We start from the raw sequence: 20,569 nt of genomic DNA on the forward strand, positions 1-20,569 counted from the left end.
GTGCCTCTTGTGGGTCGGCACGCCCGTCAATAGAGTCCTGATTCATCTACAGGAACTCTGTTCAGAATAGCGAACAGGGTGCACGGAGGGGCATGCGGTGGCAGCTGAACCAGTGTGGAGTGTGGACCCCCGGACGGGGAAGCCGCGGGAGCAGGTTGCGGTGGAGGCCACAACGGACGAGATCGACCGGGCCGTCCGCTCCGCGGCCGCCACCCGCGAGGCGCTCGCCGACCGTACGGTGCGGGCCGCCCTGCTCCGTACCGCCGCCGACCTCCTCGACGAGTCGGGGCCGCAGGTCATCGAGGCGGCCGACGCCGAGACCGCGCTCGGCCCGGTCCGGCTCACCGGTGAACTCGCCCGCACCACCGCCCAGCTGCGGTCCTTCGCGGACGTCGTCGACGAGGGCTCCTTCCTCGACGTACGCGTCGACCTGCCCGATCCGACGACCACCCCGCCCCGGCCCGACCTGCGTCGCTGGAAGATCCCGCTCGGGGTCGTCGCCGTCTACGCGGCCAGCAACTTCCCGCTCGCCTTCTCCGTCCCCGGCGGCGACACGGCCAGCGCGCTCGCCGCCGGCTGCCCGGTCGTGATCAAGGCCCACCCCGACCACCCGGCCACCTCCGAGCTCTGCGCCTCGCTGCTGCGCCGGGCCGCCGCCAAGGCCGGTCTCCCCGAGGACGTGGCCGTCCTGGTCCACGGCTTCGACGCGGGCGTCGAGCTCGTCCGCCACCCGCTGGTCGCGGCGGCCGGCTTCACCGGTTCCGTACGGGGCGGGCGGGCGCTCTTCGACGCGGCGGCGGCCCGGCCCGTGCCCATCCCCTTCCACGGCGAACTCGGCTCGCTCAACCCGGTGGTGATCACCGGGGCCGCCGCCGAGGAGCGGGCCGCGGAGATCGGCGCCGGGCTCGCGGCCTCCATGACCATGGGCCAGGGGCAGTTCTGCACCAAGCCCGGTCTCGTCCTCGCCCCTTCGGGTGAGGCGGGCGACCGCTTCGTGTCGGCACTCACGGACGCCGTCAGCCAGTCCGAACCCGGCGTGATGCTCGACCACCGCATGCGGGGCGCGTTCCTCGCGGGAACGAGCGAGCGCGTCGGACTCCCGGGCGTCGCCGCCCCCGTCACGCCCGGCGCGGGCGGGGAGCACACGGTCAACGCGGGCATCCTGACCGTCGACGCCGCCGACGTGCTCGCGGGCGGCCACGAGGCGCTCCTGGAGGAGTGCTTCGGACCGGTGACCGTGGTCTGCCGCTACGCCACCCGGGACGAGGTCACCGCGCTCCTCGCCCTGCTCCCCGGCAACCTCACCGCCACGCTCCAGATGGGCGACGAGGACCCGGAGGCCGCCTCCCTGCTCACCGAGCTCACGCCGCTCGCGGGCCGCGTCCTCGTCAACGGCTGGCCGACCGGCGTGGCGGTCGCCGCCGCGCAGCACCACGGCGGCCCCTACCCGGCCACCACGTCCACGTCCACCTCGGTCGGCGCGACCGCGATCGAGCGCTGGCTGCGCCCGGTCACGTACCAGTCGACCCCGCAGCACCTGCTTCCGCCGGAGCTGCGCGACGGCAACCCGCTGGGCGTGCCACGCCGCTGACCCGCCATGGCCGTCAGACGCGCACCACGATCTTGCCCGTGTGCGCGTTGGACTCCATCAGCCGGTGGGCGTCGGTGATCCGGTCCAGACCCTCGAAGGTCTCGGCGATCACCGGCGCCAGTGAGCCGTCGCGCAGGCCGGATCCGATGAACCCGGCGACCCGGCTCCGCCCGTCGGCCGTGCCGGACAGCGTGTGGTTGTTGTAACCCACCACGGTCAGCGGCCAGTTCCGGGAGACGGTCGCCGGCGCGGGGTCGAGCCAGCCGTACAGCACCGCCGTGCCGCCCGGCTCCAGGGCGTTCCCGAGCTCCGCGAACCCCGGCCCGCCGATCGCGTCGAAGACGAGCCGCGCACCCCGGCCACCGGTGAACCGCCGCACCTCCTTCACCACGTCCTCGCTCTCGGTCGTGATCACCCGCGCCGCGCCCAGACCGAGCAGCCCCTGCCGCTTCCCCCCGCCCCGCGTCGTGGCGATCGGCACCGCGCCGATCCGCCGCGCCACCTGGATCGCGGCCGTCCCCACCCCGCTGGACGCCCCCGTGATCACCACCGGGTCGCCGGGCCGCAGCCCGCCGGCCTCCACCATCCCGCCGTACGCCGTCGAGTACGTCAGCCACGCGGCGGCCGCGGTCACCGCGTCCACGCCCGCGGGCCTGGGCACCACGTACTCCTGGGAGAGCACCACGCGCTCGGCGTGCACCCCGTGCACCCCGAAGTCGAAGTTGGCCGCCGCCATGACCGGATCGCCGGGGGCGTACGCGGTGACGTCCGGGCCGACGGCCTCCACCACCCCCGCAGCCTCGTAGCCGAGCCGGGAGCCGGGGAGCGTGGCCGGGTAGTAGTAGGTGCCCGCGCGGAACAGCGCCTCGGCGCGGTTGAGGCCGATCGCCTCGACCCGGAGGAGCACCTCGCCCGGGCCCGGCGCGGGGAGCGGCACCTCCTCCACGGTCAGCACCTCGGGTCCGCCGAGCGCGTGGAAGAGCACGGCGCGGGTCGTCGTCGTGCCGGTGTTCGTGTCGTTCGTCATGTCCTCGACCGTAGGCAGCCGCAGGAAGACGAACCATGTTCCAGAACCTTCCTGCGATGTCCGTCCGTCTCGCGCTACGGTGCGGGCCATGGACGTACTGAGCGACGCCGTGGCGGCCATGCGGGCGGGGCGCCCGCACTCCTCCCGCTCCGTCAACTCCGGGGCCTGGGGCCTCCGTTTCCCGTCGAGCAACGGCGCCGGATTCCATGTGGTCGTCCAGGGCACGGCCTGGCTCATACCGCCGGGCGAGGACGGCGAGCCCGTCGAGCTCCACGCCGGTGACGTGGCCCTGCTGCCGCACGGCACCGGCCACGGACTCGCCGGCCACCCCGGCACCCCGCTCGCGGACGCCGTCCAGGCGCCCGACGGCTCCTGGCCGACGCCACCCGACCGGGAACCGGCCCGCGCGGACGACACTCTCCTGTTGTGCGGCGCCTACCAGGTGAGCCGGGCCCGGGCCCACCCCCTGTTCACCGAGCTGCCCCCCTTCGTGCACATCCCCGCCAGGCCCGGCGCCCACCCCCGGCTGCGCGCCGCGGTCGAGCTCCTCGGCACCGAACTCGCCGATCCGCAGCCGGGATCCGACGCGCTCGTGCCCGCCCTGCTCGACACCCTGCTCGTGCTGCTGCTCCGCACCTGGTGGCTGACCGAACGTCCCGAGCGGACCTCCGGCTGGTCCGCCGCCCTGAGCGATCCGGCCGTCACCGCGGCCCTCCGCGCGATCCACGCGGAGCCGGCCCGGCCGTGGACGGTGGAGGAACTCGGCGCCGAGGGCGGCCTCTCCCGCGCGGCCTTCGCCCGCCGCTTCACGATGCTGGTCGGCAGGCCGCCGCTGGCCTATCTGACGTGGTGGCGCATGACGACGGCGGGCCGGCTGCTCCGCGCGGACGACGCCCCGATCCGCACCGTCGCCCAGCGCAGCGGTTACGCCTCGGAGTTCGCCTTCGCCAAGGCGTTCAAGAGGGAGTACGGCATGGCGCCGGGGAGGTACCGGAAGGGGGCGTAGGCGGCGTGGCCGGAGCCGGCCGGGCGCGGACCGGGACTGGCCTGCGGCGGCTCGCCGCGCGTCGCAACCGTCCTCCCGGCCGTCGCGTCCCCGTTGTCATGATCAGAGCCGCGACCCCCGACGACCTCGACGCCATAGCCGCCCTGCACCTGGAGGCACGGTCCACCTACTACCGAGGTCATCTCGCCGACAGCGAGTTCGCCGGGCCCGAGGAGCTCGCCCGCTCCCGGGACGGGTGGAGCAGGGCCGTGGAGCGGGGCGACGTGCTCTGCGCCGAGCGGGACGGCGAGCTCGGCGGCGTCGCGGCGTACCTCAGGGGAGACGAGGCGGTGACGCTCACCCAGCTGCACGTCCGGCCCGACCGCTGGCGCAGCGGCCTCGGCTCCGCACTGCACTCGGCCTGCCTCGACCTCTGGCGCGCCGAGGGGATCGCCGCCGCGCGCCTGCTCGTCTTCGAGAAGAACGAGCGGGCCCGCGCCTTCTACGCTGCCCGCGGCTGGATCCAGGACCCCGACGCCCCGCGCTCCGGCACCCACCTCGTGCTCCGCCTCACAGTGGTGCCCGCCGCGGAATGAATCCGGCCGTCCGCCGCGTTTCGGCCACGGAACACACCTCACGACCCCGGAGAGAAGCAACAACATGCGCGTCGAGATCTGGAGCGACATCGCCTGCCCGTGGTGCTACATCGGCAAGGCCCGCTTCGAGAAGGGGCTCGCGGAGTTCGCCCACCGCGACGAGATCGAGGTCGTGCACCGCTCCTTCGAGCTCGACCCGAACCGGCCCAAGGGCGACACCGCGCCGGTGATCGACATGCTCGCGAAGAAGTACGGCCGGACCCTGGACGAGGCCCGCGCCATGGAGGCGCACGTCGCCTCCAACGCGCACTCCGAGGGCCTCGGCTACCGCACCGAGGGCCGTGACCACGGCAACACCTTCGACATCCACCGCCTCCTCCACCTCGCCAGGGAGCGCGGCCGGCAGAACGAGCTGCTCGACCTCGCGTACCGGGCGAACTTCGCCGAGGAGCGGTCCGTCTTCGACGACGAGACCCTCGTACGACTCGCGGTGGAGGCCGGCCTGGACGAGACCGAGGTCCGCACCGTGCTCGCCGACGGGACCGCGTACGCGGACGCGGTGCGGGCCGACGAGCGCGAGGCGGCGGAGCTCGGCGCGAACGGCGTGCCGTTCTTCGTCCTCGACCGCCGCTACGGCATCTCCGGCGGCCAGCCCGCCGAGGTCTTCACCCAGGCCCTGGAGCAGGCGTGGCAGGGCCGGGCGCTCCAGCAGGTCGGCGGCGACGCGGCGGCCTGCGACGTCGACGGAACCTGCGAGGCCTGACCGCCCGCCCTCGGCTCCTCTGACCTGCGCACATAAGCCGGGCTTGGCCTTTCCCCATGATCAAAGGCAATTGACCGCAGGTCGGAGGAACCCCAGGCTGGGTTCCATGGATGCCATGGAACCCCTCGGCGGAGCCGAGTTCGCGCCCCAGCAGACGTATCTGAACACCTCCGCCTGCGCGCTGCTGCCGCGCCGCGCGATCGAGGCGGTCACGCTCCTCGCCGAGGAGACCGCGGCCGGCCGCCCGAACGGGGCCGGCGACTTCGAGACCGTCGCCGAGGCCCGCGCCACCTACGCCCGGCTCATGGACGTCCACCCGGACCGGGTGGCGGTCGGCAGCTCGGTCTCCGTCCACGTCGGCATGATCGCGCAGTCGATGCCGGCGGGCTCCGAGATCCTGTTCCCCGAGGGCGACTTCAGCTCCCTCATCACCCCGTTCACGATCCGGGGCGACCTCAAGACGCGGTTCGTGCCGCTGGAGCGGCTGGCGGAGTCGGTCCGTCCCGACACCGCGCTCGTGGCCTTCTCCGCCGTCCAGTCGGCGGACGGCCGGACGGCCGACTTCGCCGCGATCCGCGCCGCGGCGGCCGCGCACGGCGCCCGCACGCTCCTCGACGCCACCCAGTCGGCCGGCTGGCTGCCGCTGCGGGCGGGGGAGTGGGACTACACGGTGGCCGGCGGCTACAAGTTCCTGCTCTGCCCGCGCGGGGCGTCCTTCCTGACCGTCACCGAGGAGGCGCAGGACTCGCTGGTCGCGATCCACGCGGGCTGGGTCACCGGTGAGGAGCTGTGGACCAACAGCTACGGTCCGGTGCGCGAACTCGCCCGCTCCGCACGGCGGTTCGACGAGCCCCCGGCCTTCCTCTCGTACCACGGCGCGGCCCGCTCGCTCGCGCTCCTCGAAGAGATCGGGATCGGGCGGATCGAGGCCCACAACAAGGCCCTCGCCGCCCGGTTCCGCGCCGGCCTCGTGGAGCTCGGGCACGCCCCGGTGCCGGACGTCTCCGGCGTGGTCGGCGTCCCGGACCTCGGCGACCGGCAGTCCGCCCTGCTCTCCTCGGGCGTCCTCATGTCCGCCCGCGCGGGCAACCTGCGGGCGTCCTTCCACCTCTACAACAGCTCGGCCGACGTCGACCGCGCCCTGGAGGTCCTGGCGGGCTGAGCCGGGGAGCCGTGCGGATGCGGGGGCGGCCGAGAAGGCCGCCCCCGCACCACCGGGCTCCGCGCACCCGGCCCCGCACCACCCTGCTCAGCGCACCGGCGTGAAGTCCCGCGCGCCGATGAACTCCGGCCGCCGCACCGGCGCCGCGAAGGGCTCGACCGCCGTGTTCTCCACGCTGTTGAAGACGATGAACACGTTGCTGCGCGGATACGGCGTGATGTTGTCGCCCGAGCCGTGCATCGCGTTGCAGTCGAACCAGGTCGCCGAACCGGCCCGGCCCGTGAAGAGCCGGATGCCGTGCGCGTCCGCGAGCGAGGTGAGCGCCTCGTCGGACGGGGTGCCGGCGTCCTGCATCTGCAGCGAGCGCTTGTAGTTGTCCTTCGGCGTCGCGCCCTCGCACCCGAGGAACGTGCGGTGCGAGCCCGGCATGATCATCAGGCCGCCGTTGGTGTCGTGGTTCCGGGTCAGCGCGATCGACACCGACACCGTGCGCATGCGCGGCAGGCCGTCCTCCGCGTGCCAGGTCTCGAAGTCCGAGTGCCAGTAGAACCCGGAGGCGCCGAAGCCGGGCTTCACGTTGATCCGCGACTGGTGGACGTACACGTCCGAGCCGAGGATCTCGCGGGCCCTGCCCACCACCCGCTCGTCGCGGACCAGCCGGGCGAAGACCTCGCTCATCCGGTGGACCTCGAAGACGGAGCGCACGGTCGACGACTTCGACTCGACGATCGCGCGCGGGTCGGACCGTACGGCCGGATCGGCGACCAGCCGGTCGAGCTCGCGCCGGTACACCGCGACCTCGTCGTCGGCCAGCAGCTCGGGCTCGACGAGGAAGCCGTCCCGTTCGTACGACTCCAGGCCCGGGGCGTCGCCCCACACCACCGGGTCCTGGCGGGGGGTGAGCACCTCGGAGGCGCCGCGGGTCGGGTACAGGTCGGTCAGGACGTTCGTCATGGTCAGCCCTCCTCCGTGAGCAGCGGGTACACCCCGTTCGCGTCGTGGTCCTCCCGGCCGGTGACGGGCGGGTTGAAGACGCAGACGCAGCGGAAGTCGGTCTTGGGACGCATGGTGTGCCGTTCATGGCCGTCGAGCAGGTACATCGTGCCCGGCTCGATCCAGTGCGTCTCTCCGGTCTCGTCGTTCGTCAGCTCGGCTTCGCCCTCGACGCACAGGACGGCCTCGATGTGGTTGGCGTACCACATGGACGTCTCGGTGCCCGCGTAGAGCACGGTCTCGTGCAGTGAGAAGCCGACCCGCTCCTTGGCGAGGACGATCCGCTTGCTCTCCCAGGTGCCGGACTTCGCCCGCACATGGCGTTCGGTGTTCTCGATGTCCTTGAAGGATCGGACGATCACGGTGGTGCAACTCCCTTTCGTCTAGCGGTGGTACGGCTGGATCAGACGGTCTCGCGGACCGCCCGGGACAGCGTCCGCAGCCCCTCGTCCAGCTCCTCGGGGGTGATGGTCAGCGGCGGGAGGAGTTTGACGACCTGGCTCTCCGGGCCGGAGGTCTCCAGCAGGAGCCCCAGCTCGAAGGCGCGCGCGCAGACCTTTGCCGCGCGCGTCCGGTCGGCGAACTCCAGGCCCCAGACCAGGCCCCGGCCGCGGTAGTGGGCACCGTCGGCGGAGTTCTCCTCGCAGATGGCGAGGAGGGTCTGCTCGACCTGCTCGCCGCGGGCCAGGGTCTGCTTCTCCATCTGGCCGTCGGCCCAGTACGTGTCGAGCGCGGCGGCGGCGGTGACGAAGGCCGGGTTGTTGCCCCGGAAGGTGCCGTTGTGCTCGCCCGGCTCCCACACGTCCAGCTCCGGCCGGAACAGGCAGAGCGACATCGGCAGCCCGTAGCCGCTGATCGACTTCGACAGCGTGACGATGTCGGGCGTGACGCCGGCCTCCTCGAAGGAGAAGAAGGCGCCGGTACGGCCGCAGCCCATCTGGATGTCGTCGACGATCAGCAGCATGTCCTGGCGGCGGCAGAGATCGGCGAGCGCCCGCAGCCACTCGGCCCGCGCCACGTTGATGCCGCCCTCGCCCTGGACCGTCTCCACGATCACCGCTGCGGGCTTGTTCAGACCGGACCCCTGGTCCTCGAGCAGCCGCTCGAACCAGAGGAAGTCCGGTACCTGGCCGTCGAGATAGTGGTCGAACGGCATCGGCGTGCCGTGCACCAGGGGGATGCCCGCGCCGGCCCGCTTGAAGGCGTTGCCAGTGACGGCCAGCGAACCCAGCGACATGCCGTGGAAGGCGTTGGTGAAGGAGACCACCGACTCGCGGCCCTTGACCTTCCGGGCCAGCTTCAGCGCGGCCTCCACCGCGTTGGTGCCGGTCGGGCCCGGGAACATCACCTTGTACGGCAGCGAGCGCGGCCGCAGCACGACCTCCTCGAAGGTCTCCAGGAAGGTCCGTTTGGCGGTGGTCGCCATGTCGAGACCGTGGGTGATCCCGTCGCGCTCCAGATAGTCGATCAGCGCACGTTTCAGTACGGGGTTGTTGTGGCCGTAGTTGAGCGAGCCGGCGCCGGCGAAGAAGTCGAGGTACTCGTGGCCGTCCTCGTCGGTCAGCCGCGCGCCCTGCGCGCGGTCGAAGACGGTGGGCCAGCCGCGGCAGTAGCTGCGCACCTCCGACTCCAGGGTCTCGAAGACGCTCAGTTCGGGCGGGGTGATGGTCACAGCGAAGCTCCAGGGGTGTGGAAGGGGCCGATCCGGTACAGGACTTCGGGCTGGTGCGCGGCGCCGTCGGCGGTGTCGGGGAACAGCCCCCCGTCGAAGAGCACCTCGCGCTCCAGGGGGAGCCGGTGCCGGGCCGCGTACGAGGTGAAGAGCCGGTCCGAGGGCGTGTTGTCAGGGGTGACCGTGGTCTCGACGGCCTCCGGGGCGACCCGGGCGGTCAGCGCGTCGAGCAGCACCCCGGCCAGGCCGCGGCCGCGCTGGCTCTCGTCGACGGCGATCTGCCAGACGACGAGGGTCCCGGGCCGGTCGGGACGGAGGTATCCGGTCACGAAGCCGACCGGCTCACCGTCCGCGGCGCGCGCGACCAGCGACGTGGCGGCGAAGTCGCGGCACCACAGCAGGTAGCTGTACGAGGAGTTCAGGTCGAGCACACGGGAATCGCGGGCAATTCGCCATATCGCGGCTCCGTCCTCCACGCGTGGGCTTTCCAAGGTCATGGCTGCTTGTGCTGCGGTCATGCCGAGGCAATTTACCGGCCGAATTCTTGGATTGCATGGGGCGGAGGGGTGGGCGGGAGAGGATCGATGTGTTATTCGCGCGAGCGCCGGTCTGTCCGGTTTTGCCGGTATAAATGCGGGCAAAAAGGCGGCGATGTGCAGTCCGTCACAGGCGCGGAAGCGGCGTGAAAGTGCTGATGAAACCTTAGCGTTTAGGGTGCGGGATCCGGGGCAGAAGAATCTCGGAATGTGTAAGGGGAATTCGCTTGGATAATGTGCACGCGAAATGCGTTCTGGGAATTCTTCCGGGGTGATGCGGCGCCGGACGGGCGTCGCCGGTACGCGGAGCGTTCCGAGGGCGGCGTTCCGGTGGGCCCATGAGGAAGGGGCCGGGGGGGGGGGGGGGGGGGGGCGGGGGGCCGGCCCCCGCCCCCCCCCCCCCCCCCGGCCCCCTCGCCGGGTGTGGCCGCGCCTCGGGGCGGCTCCAGGGCCCTGGAGCGTGTTTCAAAAGTCCCGTCTGGCCGGGGGCCCCGCCCTTCGGGCGAACGACGCTACTGTCGAAACACGCCTAGACCCACGCCTCCGTCGCCGCGCGGCGTGCGGACTCCAGGTCCACCGGGCGGCCCGTGTCGGCGAGGGCCGCTCCCAGGGCCGCCAGCGAGGAATGCACCGCGCCCGGGGTCGCGTCCACGCCGTAGTGGTTGACCCGGATCATCTCCTTCGCCAGCGCGCCGCCGCCCGCGATCAGCGGCAGCGAGGGATCCGCCGCCAGCGCCCGCGCGACCAGCTGCGAGGCGTCCACGCCCGCCGGGGCGCGCAGCGTCGTCGCCACCGGTGCCGCGTCCTTCGCGTCGTGGACGTACGGTTCGAGGCCGCCGCCCAGCGCCAGCGTGCCCGCGCGCGTCGCGGCCGCGGCGGATGCGTGACGGGCCATCAGGGCGTCCAGGCCCTCCGCCTCGATCCGCTCCACGCACGCTTCGAGCGCCAGCATCTCCAACTGCGCCGGCGCGTGCAGCAGAGCCGTGCGGCCGCCGTCGATCCAGCGCTCCTTCCAGTCCAGCAGTGAGAGGTACGAGCGGCGCGGGGCCTGCGGATTGGCCGCGAACCGCTCCCACGCCCGCTCGCTCACGGAGACCGCCGAGACGCCCGCGGGGCCGCCCATCGCCTTCTGCGCGCCGATGATGCACATGTCCACGCCCCACTCGTCCGGCAGCACCGGCTCCGCGCCGATCGACGCCACCGCGTCGAGGTAGAACAGCGCGCCGTGCGCCCGCACGACCTCGCCGATCGCGGCCACCGGGTTGGTGTTGCCGGTCGCCGCCTCCGCGTGCACCAGCGACACGAAGTCGATCTCCGGATGCTCGGCCAGCGCCCGCTCCACCTGGGCGGCCGTCACCGCCGTGTGGAACGGCACGTCCAGGTCCACGACCGTGGCGCCGCAGTCCCGCAGCCAGTTGCCGAACGTCTGGCCGTACGGCCCCGTGACGATGTTCAGCGCGGTCGAACCCGGCCGGGCACCGCTGCGGATGCAGCCCTCCAGCGGCAGCAGAGCCTCGCCCTGCGTGATCACCACGTCCTGCTCCGTCGAGAGCAGGGCGGCGACCCTCCGCTCGATGGACGCGAAGTGCGCGGCGGTCAGCGGGGCCAGGTCGAGCAGCGGATGTGTCACGGTCACGGTGGTGCCTTCTTCGCAAGGAGGGTCGAACGTCGGCTCAGCGTACCGAGCCGCCTCCCGAACGCATCGGACCTTCCGGACAACCCCTCTGGGGCGGGGTGCCCGCCCCTCGTAGAGTGCAGACATGAGCGATCACGTGGTGCTGCATGTGAAGGGGCGGGTGGTCGTCGGCCCTGAGGACGTACGGGACGAGCTGTGGGCGGTCGACGGCCGGATCACGTACACCCGCCCGTCCGGCGAGGCGCTGACGGTGGAGGGCTGGGTGCTGCCGGGTCTCGTGGACGCGCACTGCCACGTCGGCCTGGACCAGCACGGCCCGGTCGACGACGCCACCAGTGAGAAGCAGGCGCTCACCGACCGCGACGCGGGCACGCTCCTGATCCGTGACGCGGGCTCGCCGTCCGACACCCGCTGGATCGACGAGCGCGAGGACCTGCCGAAGATCATCCGCGCGGGCCGCCACATCGCCCGCACCCGCCGCTACATCCGCAACTACGCCCACGAGATCGAGCCCGAGGACCTGGTGGCCTACGTCGGCCGGGAGGCGCGGCGCGGCGACGGCTGGGTGAAGCTCGTCGGGGACTGGCTCGACCGGGACGCGGGCGATCTGGGCGCCTGCTGGCCGCGCGCCGAGGCCGAGGCGGCCATCGCCGAGGCCCACCGGCTAGGGGCGCGGGTCACCGCGCACTGCTTCGCGGAGGAGTCCCTGCGGGACCTGGTGGAGGCGGGCATCGACTGCATCGAGCACGCCACCGGGCTCACCGAGGACACGATCCCGCTCTTCGCCGAGCGGGGCGTCGCGATCGTCCCGACCCTCGTCAACATCGCCACGTTCCCCCGGCTCGCGGAGGGCGGCGAGCAGAAGTTCCCGCGCTGGTCGGCGCATATGCGCCGGCTGTACGAGCGCCGGTACGACACGGTCCGTTCGGCGTACGACGCGGGCGTCCCGGTCTTCGTCGGCACGGACGCCGGCGGCTCCCTGGCGCACGGGCTGGTCGCGGCGGAGGTCGAGGAACTGGTCAAGGCCGGCATCCCGCCGATCGAGGCCCTCTCGGCGACGGCCTGGGGCGCACGCGCCTGGCTGGGCCGCCCCTCCCTGGAGGAGGGCGCCCCCGCGGACCTCGTCGTCTACGCCGAGGACCCGCGCGCGGACGTCCGCGCCCTGGCGGCTCCCCGCAGGGTCGTCGTGAACGGCCGGGTGATCGCCTGACGCGGGCGGGACGCCCCTCGGCTGTCCGCGGGGTCGTCGTGAACGGCCGGGTGATCGCCTGACGCGGGCGGAACGCCCCTCGGCTGTCCGCGGGCCCGGTGCCGTCGGCGCCGGGCCCGCGACGCGTCAGCGGTTCAGGAACGCGAGGCGCGCCTTCTTCGCCGGGATGAAGACCTCCGGGAGGTCCACCTCCGGCAGCACGACCTCGGGTCCGAGCTCGAAGCCGGCCCGCACCAGCCGGGCGAGCGCCTTCTCGTTGTCGGCGTCCGGCTCCGCCACGGCGCGCGTCCGGTCGTTCAGCGCGAACGCGGTCAGCGCGACGAACAGCCGGGCGGAGAAGCCCGGTTCGGGGGTGGCGGCCGGTGCGATCAGGATGTGCACCCCGATGTCGCCCGGCCGCACCTCGTAGCACTCGCTCACGCGGTCGGCCGCGGGCTCGTACGTCTGGAAGAGCGCCACCGGCTCGCCGTCACGCCGCACGAGGAAGCCGTGGTGCGTGGTGAGCGAGTCCAGGTGCGCGTAGATCTCCCGTACCTGCTCGACGGTGGTTCCGCCCATGCCCCAGAACCGGGCGCGGTCCTCGTTGACCCAGCCGTGGATGAGTTCGGCGTCGCGGTCGGGGTCGATGGGGTCGATCCGTACGGTGCCGAAGCCCTCGACGGTCTGGAGGTGGACCGGCTGTCTGGAGTCAGTGGTCGTCATGGCGGGGGTGCTCCTTGGTGAGGCGGTTCCAGTCGGTGGTGACGGGGGCGAGGTCGCCCCGCAGCCACAGGGGGAGTTGGTCGCGGTGGTGGGGGTCGCCGGTGACGCCGGAGGCGCCGAACGGCACGACCCAGAGGCTCCGCTCGCGGTCGGCGAGGTCCCAGACGTAGCGGGCGGCGGACGCGCGGGCGCTGCGGTCGGTGAACCCGGGCACGCTCGACGTGGACAGCACGCAGTCGTGGTCCCCGCCCAGTCCGGGCCAGGTCGCGTCGTCCTCCTCGGGGAGGGCCGCCCACGGGGCGAGCCGGTGCGTGGCGCCCCACGCGGGCGGCTCGTCCCCGGCGGCGACCTCCTCCAGGGCCTCCCGCACGATGCCGGCGATGTCGGCGGCCGGTACGGGTCCCGGGACGAGCAGGGTCTCCAGCGCGAACGCGACGCGGGGCCCGAGCGCCAGCCAGGGCTGGAAGACGGCGGGGTGCGCGGCGGGCTCGCGCAGCGCCGCGAAGGCCTGATGACCGGCGACCCGCCGCACGACCGCCCCGCGCACGGCGGCGTACAGACCGGCGTCGGCGCTCTCCGCCTCCATCCGCCGGTCCCAGGCGAGCAGCCGCGCCCGGACGGCGCGGGCGCCGGGGGAGAGGCCGTCCTCGCCCTCCGCCCGGACCAGGTCCAGGAGCCGTGCCGCCGAGGGGTTGTCGGTGTCGGTGTGGACGGCGGCCATGCCCTCGGGCGTCCAGGCCGTCGAGGCGGCGAGCAGCGCGTCGATCCGGGCCGCCCGGTGCGGGGGAGAGAACTCCACGCCCAAGGGCGCGGCGATGCCCCGTGCGTTGGCCATGACGGCGTGCCCGTCGACCTCCGCGCGGGGGGTGGCCACGGCCTCGTCCTTCCAGGCGTGGGCGGCCTCCCAGGCGGGCACCACCCGCAGGGAGTTGGCCCGGTCGCGGACGGGGACGAACCCCGCGACCCGGTGCAGCAGGCCGCCGTCCACGTCGGCGGCCTGGACGACGTTGACCGGCTCGGCCCAGCCGTCGACGGCACGGTCCACGTCCGCGACGCTCCGGGCGGCGAGCAGCTCGGGCAGGACGGCGAAGCCCAGCTCGGCGGTCACGCGCGGCGGGTAGCGCAGGCTGATCGCCTCCCAGGAGGAGTCGTCGCCGGAAGGGGCATCCGCGCCCGTCGGCTCTGCGCCCGGCGCCCCGGTGCCGCCGTCCGCACCCCTCGGCTCTGCGCCCGTCCCGCCGGTGCCGCCGTCCGCGCCGATGATCACCGGCCCGCGCCCGGTCTCCACGACCTCGATCACGACCGGCTCCCCGCCCGCCACCTCGACCGTCTCGCGGTGCGCGGACGCCCGGCGCCAGCCGTCCGGGCCCAGGGCCTCCACCCCGCCGTCGGCGGTCCGCCGCAGCCGCTCGCGGTACAGGTCCTGGTAGTCGGCCATCGCGTTGGTGATCGCCCACGCGACCCGGCCCGTGTGCCCGAAGTGGGCGAGACCCGGGACGCCGGGGACCGCGAGGCCGAGCACGTCGTACTCCGGGCAGGAGAGGCGGATCTGCTGGTAGACCCCGGGCGCCTCGATGAAGCGGTGCGGGTCGCCGGCCACGATCGCCGCCCCGCTCGCCGTCCGGGCACCGGAGACCACCCAGCCGTTCGACCCGGACGTGCCGGGACCGTCCGTGGCGAACAGTTCGGTCCACTCCTCGCCGAGCCGGCGCGCGACCTCCTCCCGCCACAACTTGGTGGGGAAGCCCGCGAAGAGGATGTGCGTGGAGAGCCAGACCGCCAGCGGCGTCCACGGCTCCCAGCGCCCGGGCGTGAGCCCCACCTTGGCGAACTGGGGCGCCCTCGAGGCGCCTTCTCGCAGGCCGTCGTTGACGCCGTCCACGTATGCCCGCACCCATCGCGCCGTCTCCGGCTCCAGCGCGTCGAAGCAGCGGCGCGCGGTGTCGGCGAGCGCGGCCTGCCGTACGAAGGTGTCCCAGCCGGTCTCGCCCGCGCCGAGGAACGCGGCGGACGTGCCCTGTGCCCGGTGCCGTTCGACCTCCAGCTGCCAGGCGCGGTCCACCGCCGTCACCCGCCCCTGCGCGAAGACGAGTTCGATCGGATCGGCGGCCCGCAGATGCGGTACGCCCCAATCATCCCGGTAGACCTCGATGCTCACTCCGACTCCGATCCCGTCCGACGCTGATTAGGTTAGGCTGACCTAAATTAATTTACGCTACGCAGGGGAGACGATCGCGGTGGGGCAAGGGCATGGCTGGGAAGGCGTCGTCCTCAAACTGTTCCGTGGCCGGGACTTCACGTTCACGGTGACGGGGGCCGAGCAGGTCACCGAGCACTACCGCCGGGTCCATCTGACGGACGGCGGACTCCTCGCCGCCGCCGGTGTGCACCCGACGATGTGGGTGCGGCTCTGGTTCGAGAACGCGGGCAAGCCGCACCAGCGCGCCTACACCCTCGTCGACCCCGACCCGGCCGCCGGGACCTTCAGTCTGGAGTTCGCCCTCCACGACGGCGCCGCGAGCGACTGGGCCCGCACCTGCGCTCCCGGCGACACCATCGAGGCCACCCTCCAGGGCACCGGCTTCACCGCCCCCGAGCCCCGGCCCGGCCGTATGCTCGTGATCGGCGACCCGGCCTCGATGCCCGCCATCAACTCCCTCCTCGACTCGGCGCCCGACGTGCCGGCCACTCTCTGGTTCGAGACCTCCCACGACGCCGACGAAGAGCTTCCCCTGCGCGTCGACGCGGACCGGCACGACGTCCGCCGGGTGCCCCGGCAGGGCGGCGGCGCGGCGCTCGTCGAGCAGGTGCGCAAGGAGCTCCCGGAGCTGCTCGGGGACGACCCGTACGTCTGGATCGCGTGCGACACCGCGACCACCCGCACCCTCGCCGCGTACGTCCGCAAGGAGCTCGCGCTCCCCAAGGACCGCATCCACTCGCTGGGCTACTGGCGCGCCACCTGAGCGAGCCGCGCCGATGCACCGGGTTGACCGTCCGTTACCGCTGACCGGCGCGGATCGTTGAATCACTTCCCGTGCGCGCCGCGCTCTTCGCAACGCGCGGGGCGCACGGGAACGCGTGTGCCGAAAGAATCGAATATGGGCGCGGAAACCCCCCTTTGGAGTGAACTCACGTCAGGTGGCTGTGGGTTCACTCTCCGTGCGTAAAGATTCCGGTGTCTCAAGTCGCCGAGGCCGCGTCGACCCCGTGTCCCCGTGGTGAGCGGCCGGCGACGCCATGTCTCTTGTGGGGGTACCACCATCTTGAACAGCGACACCTTCCGCATGCCCGTACGCCGCACCGCCGCCGCGGCGACCGCCGTCGCGCTGGCCGTCGGGCCCGTGCTCCTCCTGGCCCCCGCGGCGCACGCCACGGGCGGCGGAGAGGGGCGCGCGACCGCCGTCGTCCTGCGGACCGGTCTCGACGTCTCCCTGCTCAACAAGTCGGTCCAGGTGCCGCTGCGCACCTCCCTCAACGAGGTCAAGGCGCCGGAGAGCGAGAGCGAGACCGCGCTGACGGTGAAGGTCCAGGGCGCCGAGAACAACAAGCCGATCGACGTGCTGCGCGCCGACGTCGCCACCTCGAAGGCCACGGTGGAGAAGGGCAAGGCCGAGGGGTACGTCAACCTGGTCAAGGCCCGGGTCCATGTCCCCGGGGTGCCCCTGCTCTCGCTGATCGAGGTCAAGAAGGTCACCGCCCGGGCGGTCTGCGAGACGGGCAGGCAGCCGGTCGCCGAGGCCAACGTCCTCGGGCACGTGATCGTCTTCGGCAAGAAGACCACCCTGTCGACGGCCGGACAGACCAAGGTCACCGTGCCGGGCGTCGGCGACGTGACCCTCGACCTGTCCCGTACCTCCACCACCTCGCGCACCGCCGCGGCGACCGCGCTCGAACTGAAGGTGGCGGTCAACCCGGGGAAGCTGGGCGTCGCCGAGGTCAACGGCGTGGTGACCCTCGCGGAGGCCACCTGCGAGACGCCGAAGGGCTCGGGCCCGACGGACGAGCCCACCGACAGGCCCACCGACGACCCGACCGACAAGCCCACGGAGCAGCCGAGCGAGCAGCCCTCGCAGGAGCCCTCCGCCCAGCCCTCCGACGGCGGCGGTGTGACGACCCAGAACGACGGTGCCAACCCCGCCGACCAGAACCTCGCCGCGACGGGCGGCAGCTCGATGACCCCGTACCTGGCCGGCGGCGCGATCGTCCTGCTCGCCGGTGGCGCGGGAGCGCTCGTCCTGGCCCGTAGCCGCGCCCGCGGCTGACCGGCACGAGGGAGCGGCGGGGAGCGGGAAGGAGGGCGGCGACCATGCCGTTCTCCGTTCCGTCTCCCCGCCGTCCCCTGCCGCCGGGAGTGAGCGCATCCGCGGGCACCGCTCCGGGGGAAGGGGGAGCGAAGCGGGTACGAACAGCACCCCTCGGGGGCAGCTCCCCCTCGGGGCCGACACCGGAGGCTGACGCAGTGATCACGGTCGAACGACACTTCCTCCTCTCCGTTCCTCTGGACAGCCTGGTGGCCTTTCTGGAGGACTTCGGGCGCGCGGAGGACTGGGACCCCGGCACGGTCTCCTGCGTCAGGCTCGACGAGGGAACCGTGCGCGAGGGCTCCGTCTGGCGCAACACCTCCCGCTTCCGGGGGCGCCTCACCGAACTCGACTACCGGCTGGAGGCCCGTGAGCCCGCCCGCCTGCTGTTCGTCGGGACGAACAAGACCGTGACCGCGACCGACGAGATGCGCTTCGAGGCCCGGTCGGCGACGACGACCTCGATGACGTACGAGGCGTCCCTGCGGTTCAAGGGCCTGGCGAGGCTGGCAACGCCGTTCCTGAGGGCGGAGTTCGAGCGCCTCGCGGACCAGGTCACCGAACGCCTGCCCGCCGCCGTGACCCAGGGGACCTAGGGAGCCCTCGAGCCCCGGGCCCTGGTTCTCGGACGAGCTCCTAACCCTCGATCAACAGGGCCTGGTCCAGGGCCTGCAGGAATCTGTTCGTGGTGACCCGGTCCCGTACCGCGAGCCGGAGCCAGTTCCGGTCCAGGCCCGGGAACGTGTCCCCGCGCCGCGCCGCGAAGCCGAGCGCCCGCAGCCGCTCCCGTACGGCGTCCGCGCGATCGATCCGGACCAGTACGAACGGACCCTCCGCCGCCGTCACCGCCCGCACCTCGTCGAACTCCGCAAGACCCGCCAGCAGATGGGCCCGCTCGGCCCCGATCCGCTCGGCCGCGAACTCCGCCTCCGCGAGCGCCGCCCGCGACATGCACGCCTCCGCCGCCACCAGCGCCGGGGTCGACACCGGCCAGAGCGGCTGCGCGCGTTCGAGGAGCGCGATCGTCTCCGGGTGCGCCAGGACGTAGCCGATCCGCAGCCCCGCCAGGCCCCAGGTCTTCGTGAGGCTCCGCAGCACCACGAGCCCCGGTACGTCCGTCCGCCCGGCCAGCGACTCCCGCTCGCCCGGCACCGCGTCCATGAAGGCCTCGTCCACCACCAGCGTCCGCCCCGGCCGCGCCAGCGCCGCGATCACCGCCGCCGGATGCAGGACGGACGTCGGGTTCGTCGGATTCCCGATCACCACCAGGTCCGCGTCCTCCGGAACCGCCGCCGGATCGAGCCGGAACCCGTCCGCCTCCCGCAGAAGCACCCGGCCCACCTCGTGGCCCGCGTCGCGCAGGGCCGCCTCGGGCTCGGTGAACTGCGGATGCACCACCACCGGCCGCCGCGCCGGGAGCGCCCGCGCGAGCAGGACGAACGCCTCCGCCGCCCCGGCCGTGAGCAGCACATGGCCGGGCGGAAGATCGTGGCGCTCGGCGACGGCGGCGCGCGCGGCCCGGCCGTCCGGGTAGTGCGCCAGGCCGGTCAGACTCTCGGCGATCCGCGCCCGCAGCCACTCCGGGGGCGTGTTCGTCCGGACGTTGACCGCGAGGTCGATCAGCTTCTCGTCCCGTACCTCCGCGTCACCGTGGTGGCGCAGATCGTGGGCATCAGTGTGCGCGTGGGTATCCATGGCCGCCGTCGGGTGATGAGTGGGGGGTGTACGGGGCTCCGTCTGACCAGCGATGTACCCCTGTCTCTGGGGCAACAACCGTACGGTAGCGGCATCTTCGTTCGGACGAAGAGGGAGGGACCGGGCGATAGCGCACGTCACGCGCGCCGATTTCCTCTTCGGTACGAGGAGCGTGGCACCGGCGCCCGCCGCGAGCAGCGCCGCCGCCTCCGCCACCGACGCCGTCCCGGTCGCCGACAGCGCCGCCCGCGAGGGGTGCGGCACGGAGACGGCGGCCAGTTCCGCCGCCCCGTAGGCCCGCAGCGGCACCCCGAGCCGTCCGGCCGCGCCCGCGATCCCCGGCTCCGCCGCCCGCGCCTCCAGCGTCGCGAGCGCCGTCACGTCCGCAGCCGTGAGACCGGCCTCCCGCAGCGCCTCCAGGACCAGGCCGAGGACCTCGTCCACCGAGACGCCCGAGCGGGCGCCGACCCCCACCGTCGCCCCGCTCACCGCGTACCCCACACCAGGAACACCGGCGCCGTCGGCGCCATCGTCGAGGACCCGTCGGGCAGTGCGAGCAGCCGCTGCGACTGCAGCAGCACGCCTTCGACCGCCAGCCCGCAGGACGCCAGCGCCGAGCGGACCGCGGCCACCTGCTCCAGGGCCGTCACCGCCACCACGACCGCGCGCCGCGCCCGCCGCCCCGCCGCCAGCACGATCGACCTCAGCTCACGCCCGCCGCCGCCGACGAACACCCCGTCGGGATCGGCCAGATGGGACAGCACTGTCGGCGCCGACCCGTGCACGGCCCGCACCTCCACGCCGTGCGCGGCGGTGTTCGCCCGGATCCGCTCGACACCGGACGCCGTCTGCTCCACGGCGACCGCCGCCGCCCCGAGCCGGGCGCACTCGATCGCCACGGCGCCGCAGCCCGTACCGATCTCCCAGACGAGATCCCCGGCCCGCGGACCGAGCCGGGCGAGCGCCAGCGCCCGTGCCTCGTACGGCAGTACGGAACGGCCACCGGCACCGTCCGCTCCGAACCCGCCGTCCGCGGCGGACTCCGTCCCGAACTCCCCGTCGGGCAGCGCCCATCGGTCCGGACCCGTGAGCGGGCCGGTCACCCCGGGAGCCGGCCCGTCCTGCCGTGACTCGTCCAGGCACAGGACCAGGCTCACACCCTCCCAGCTCCGGCACATCGCCTCCGCCGGCTCCACCCGTTCGAGACGCTCACGGAAGGGATCGCCCAGCGCCGTGAACACCACCAGCGTCCTCGACGCCACCCGGTGCAGCAGCTCCGCACCCAGTTCCGCGGGTCCCACGCCGGGTCCGGGCAGCACGGCGACCTTCGGATGCGCACGGCAGACGTTCACCGCGCGGTCGAGCGCCGAGCCCTCCACCACGAGGGCGTCGTCCCACGGCAGTCCCAGGCGGGCGAACGCGAGCCCGGCGGCCGTGGGCCCGGGCCGTACGTCGATCCGCTCGGGTCCGAAGCGCTTCTCCAGCGTCCGCACCACCCCGAAGAACCCGGGATCCCCGAGCACCCGCACGATCACCCGCGTTCCGCCCTCGGACACGTGCTTCTCGACCAGGTCGAGGTCCGTGTCCGTCAACGCGTCGCTCCGCACGTCCACCACCAGGGCCGCCTCGCCCGCCCAGGAGCCGAGGTCCGCGCCCGCACCGCTGCCGATCACCGTGATCATGCGACCAGCATCCCCACG

General features: G+C 73.3%; 19 protein-coding genes. 9 read left to right on the forward strand and 10 right to left on the reverse strand.

What is annotated here, in order from left to right:
* The first annotated feature begins 112 nt into the window (after nucleotides 1-112).
* Nucleotides 113-1,591, forward strand: coding sequence for an aldehyde dehydrogenase (NADP(+)) (locus tag ACF1G2_RS11405; protein ID WP_391798143.1), 1,479 nt, complete (start codon nucleotides 113-115; stop codon nucleotides 1,589-1,591).
* 13 nt (nucleotides 1,592-1,604) lie between these two features.
* On the opposite strand, the gene ACF1G2_RS11410 is transcribed toward ACF1G2_RS11405, so the two are convergent.
* Nucleotides 1,605-2,618, reverse strand: a complete 1,014-nt coding sequence (locus ACF1G2_RS11410; RefSeq protein WP_391798041.1) for a zinc-dependent alcohol dehydrogenase family protein — start codon at nucleotides 2,616-2,618, stop codon at nucleotides 1,605-1,607.
* 88 nt (nucleotides 2,619-2,706) lie between these two features.
* On the opposite strand from ACF1G2_RS11410, the gene ACF1G2_RS11415 reads away from it, so the two are divergent.
* The 4 genes from ACF1G2_RS11415 (at nucleotide 2,707) to ACF1G2_RS11430 (ending at nucleotide 6,124) form a co-directional block, all read left to right on the forward strand.
* Entirely contained in the window at nucleotides 2,707-3,624 is a 918-nt protein-coding gene (locus ACF1G2_RS11415) for an AraC family transcriptional regulator (protein WP_391798042.1), read from the forward strand.
* A gap of 98 nt (nucleotides 3,625-3,722) precedes the next feature.
* Nucleotides 3,723-4,199: a GNAT family N-acetyltransferase gene (locus tag ACF1G2_RS11420; protein ID WP_391798043.1), complete on the forward strand. Its 477-nt coding sequence runs from the start codon at nucleotides 3,723-3,725 to the stop codon at nucleotides 4,197-4,199.
* A gap of 64 nt (nucleotides 4,200-4,263) precedes the next feature.
* Nucleotides 4,264-4,962: a DsbA family oxidoreductase gene (locus ACF1G2_RS11425; protein ID WP_391798044.1), complete on the forward strand. Its 699-nt coding sequence runs from the start codon at nucleotides 4,264-4,266 to the stop codon at nucleotides 4,960-4,962.
* Nucleotides 4,963-5,068: 106 nt separating this feature from the next.
* Nucleotides 5,069-6,124: an aminotransferase class V-fold PLP-dependent enzyme gene (locus ACF1G2_RS11430; protein ID WP_391798045.1), complete on the forward strand. Its 1,056-nt coding sequence runs from the start codon at nucleotides 5,069-5,071 to the stop codon at nucleotides 6,122-6,124.
* An 87-nt stretch (nucleotides 6,125-6,211) separates the two neighbouring features.
* Here ACF1G2_RS11430 and thpD read toward each other — a convergent pair whose 3' ends face one another.
* The 5 genes from thpD to ACF1G2_RS11455 all read right to left on the reverse strand — a co-directional run bounded on the left by thpD (nucleotide 6,212) and on the right by ACF1G2_RS11455 (nucleotide 10,955).
* Nucleotides 6,212-7,078, reverse strand: coding sequence for an ectoine hydroxylase (gene thpD, locus ACF1G2_RS11435; RefSeq protein ID WP_391798046.1), 867 nt, complete (start codon nucleotides 7,076-7,078; stop codon nucleotides 6,212-6,214).
* Nucleotides 7,079-7,080: 2 nt separating this feature from the next.
* Entirely contained in the window at nucleotides 7,081-7,479 is a 399-nt protein-coding gene (locus tag ACF1G2_RS11440) for an ectoine synthase (protein ID WP_352186227.1), read from the reverse strand.
* A 41-nt stretch (nucleotides 7,480-7,520) separates the two neighbouring features.
* Nucleotides 7,521-8,789 (reverse strand): diaminobutyrate--2-oxoglutarate transaminase, encoded by a 1,269-nt coding sequence (ectB, locus tag ACF1G2_RS11445; RefSeq protein ID WP_391798047.1) that lies wholly within the window; start codon nucleotides 8,787-8,789, stop codon nucleotides 7,521-7,523.
* The gene (gene ectA, locus ACF1G2_RS11450; RefSeq protein ID WP_383178105.1) at nucleotides 8,786-9,307 is read right to left on the reverse strand and encodes a diaminobutyrate acetyltransferase; all 522 of its coding nucleotides are present in this window, start codon (nucleotides 9,305-9,307) and stop codon (nucleotides 8,786-8,788) included. Before ectA ends, ectB begins: the two co-directional genes overlap by 4 nt.
* Before the next feature lie 547 nt (nucleotides 9,308-9,854).
* On the reverse strand, nucleotides 9,855-10,955 hold the full coding sequence (locus ACF1G2_RS11455) for a pyridoxal-phosphate-dependent aminotransferase family protein (RefSeq protein WP_391798144.1): 1,101 nt from the start codon (nucleotides 10,953-10,955) through the stop codon (nucleotides 9,855-9,857).
* Nucleotides 10,956-11,085: 130 nt separating this feature from the next.
* Between ACF1G2_RS11455 and ACF1G2_RS11460 the strand changes: the two genes are divergently transcribed.
* A complete protein-coding gene (locus tag ACF1G2_RS11460; protein ID WP_391798048.1) occupies nucleotides 11,086-12,171 on the forward strand; it encodes an amidohydrolase family protein in 1,086 nt (361 codons plus the stop codon).
* A 126-nt stretch (nucleotides 12,172-12,297) separates the two neighbouring features.
* Here ACF1G2_RS11460 and ACF1G2_RS11465 read toward each other — a convergent pair whose 3' ends face one another.
* Both ACF1G2_RS11465 and ACF1G2_RS11470 read right to left on the reverse strand, forming a co-directional pair.
* Entirely contained in the window at nucleotides 12,298-12,873 is a 576-nt protein-coding gene (locus ACF1G2_RS11465) for a GNAT family N-acetyltransferase (protein WP_391798049.1), read from the reverse strand.
* The gene (locus ACF1G2_RS11470; RefSeq protein WP_391798050.1) at nucleotides 12,860-15,031 is read right to left on the reverse strand and encodes a penicillin acylase family protein; all 2,172 of its coding nucleotides are present in this window, start codon (nucleotides 15,029-15,031) and stop codon (nucleotides 12,860-12,862) included. Before ACF1G2_RS11470 ends, ACF1G2_RS11465 begins: the two co-directional genes overlap by 14 nt.
* Before the next feature lie 79 nt (nucleotides 15,032-15,110).
* Between ACF1G2_RS11470 and ACF1G2_RS11475 the strand changes: the two genes are divergently transcribed.
* The 3 genes from ACF1G2_RS11475 (at nucleotide 15,111) to ACF1G2_RS11485 (ending at nucleotide 17,770) form a co-directional block, all read left to right on the forward strand.
* On the forward strand, nucleotides 15,111-15,836 hold the full coding sequence (locus tag ACF1G2_RS11475; protein WP_391798051.1) for a siderophore-interacting protein: 726 nt from the start codon (nucleotides 15,111-15,113) through the stop codon (nucleotides 15,834-15,836).
* 300 nt (nucleotides 15,837-16,136) lie between these two features.
* Entirely contained in the window at nucleotides 16,137-17,135 is a 999-nt protein-coding gene (locus tag ACF1G2_RS11480) for an SCO1860 family LAETG-anchored protein (protein WP_391798052.1), read from the forward strand.
* A gap of 197 nt (nucleotides 17,136-17,332) precedes the next feature.
* A complete protein-coding gene (locus ACF1G2_RS11485) occupies nucleotides 17,333-17,770 on the forward strand; it encodes an SRPBCC family protein (protein ID WP_391798053.1) in 438 nt (145 codons plus the stop codon).
* Nucleotides 17,771-17,810: 40 nt separating this feature from the next.
* Here the strand turns inward: ACF1G2_RS11485 and cobC are convergent, their stop codons facing one another.
* Nucleotides 17,811-19,358, reverse strand: coding sequence for an Rv2231c family pyridoxal phosphate-dependent protein CobC (gene cobC / locus ACF1G2_RS11490; protein WP_391798054.1), 1,548 nt, complete (start codon nucleotides 19,356-19,358; stop codon nucleotides 17,811-17,813).
* Nucleotides 19,355-20,551: a precorrin-6Y C5,15-methyltransferase (decarboxylating) subunit CbiT gene (locus ACF1G2_RS11495; protein WP_391798055.1), complete on the reverse strand. Its 1,197-nt coding sequence runs from the start codon at nucleotides 20,549-20,551 to the stop codon at nucleotides 19,355-19,357. Before ACF1G2_RS11495 ends, cobC begins: the two co-directional genes overlap by 4 nt.
* Nucleotides 20,552-20,569: the final 18 nt, after the last annotated feature.

The sequence above is a fragment of the Streptomyces sp. NPDC013457 genome, assembly GCF_043089925.1.
Classification (GTDB): Bacteria; Actinomycetota; Actinomycetes; order Streptomycetales; family Streptomycetaceae; genus Streptomyces.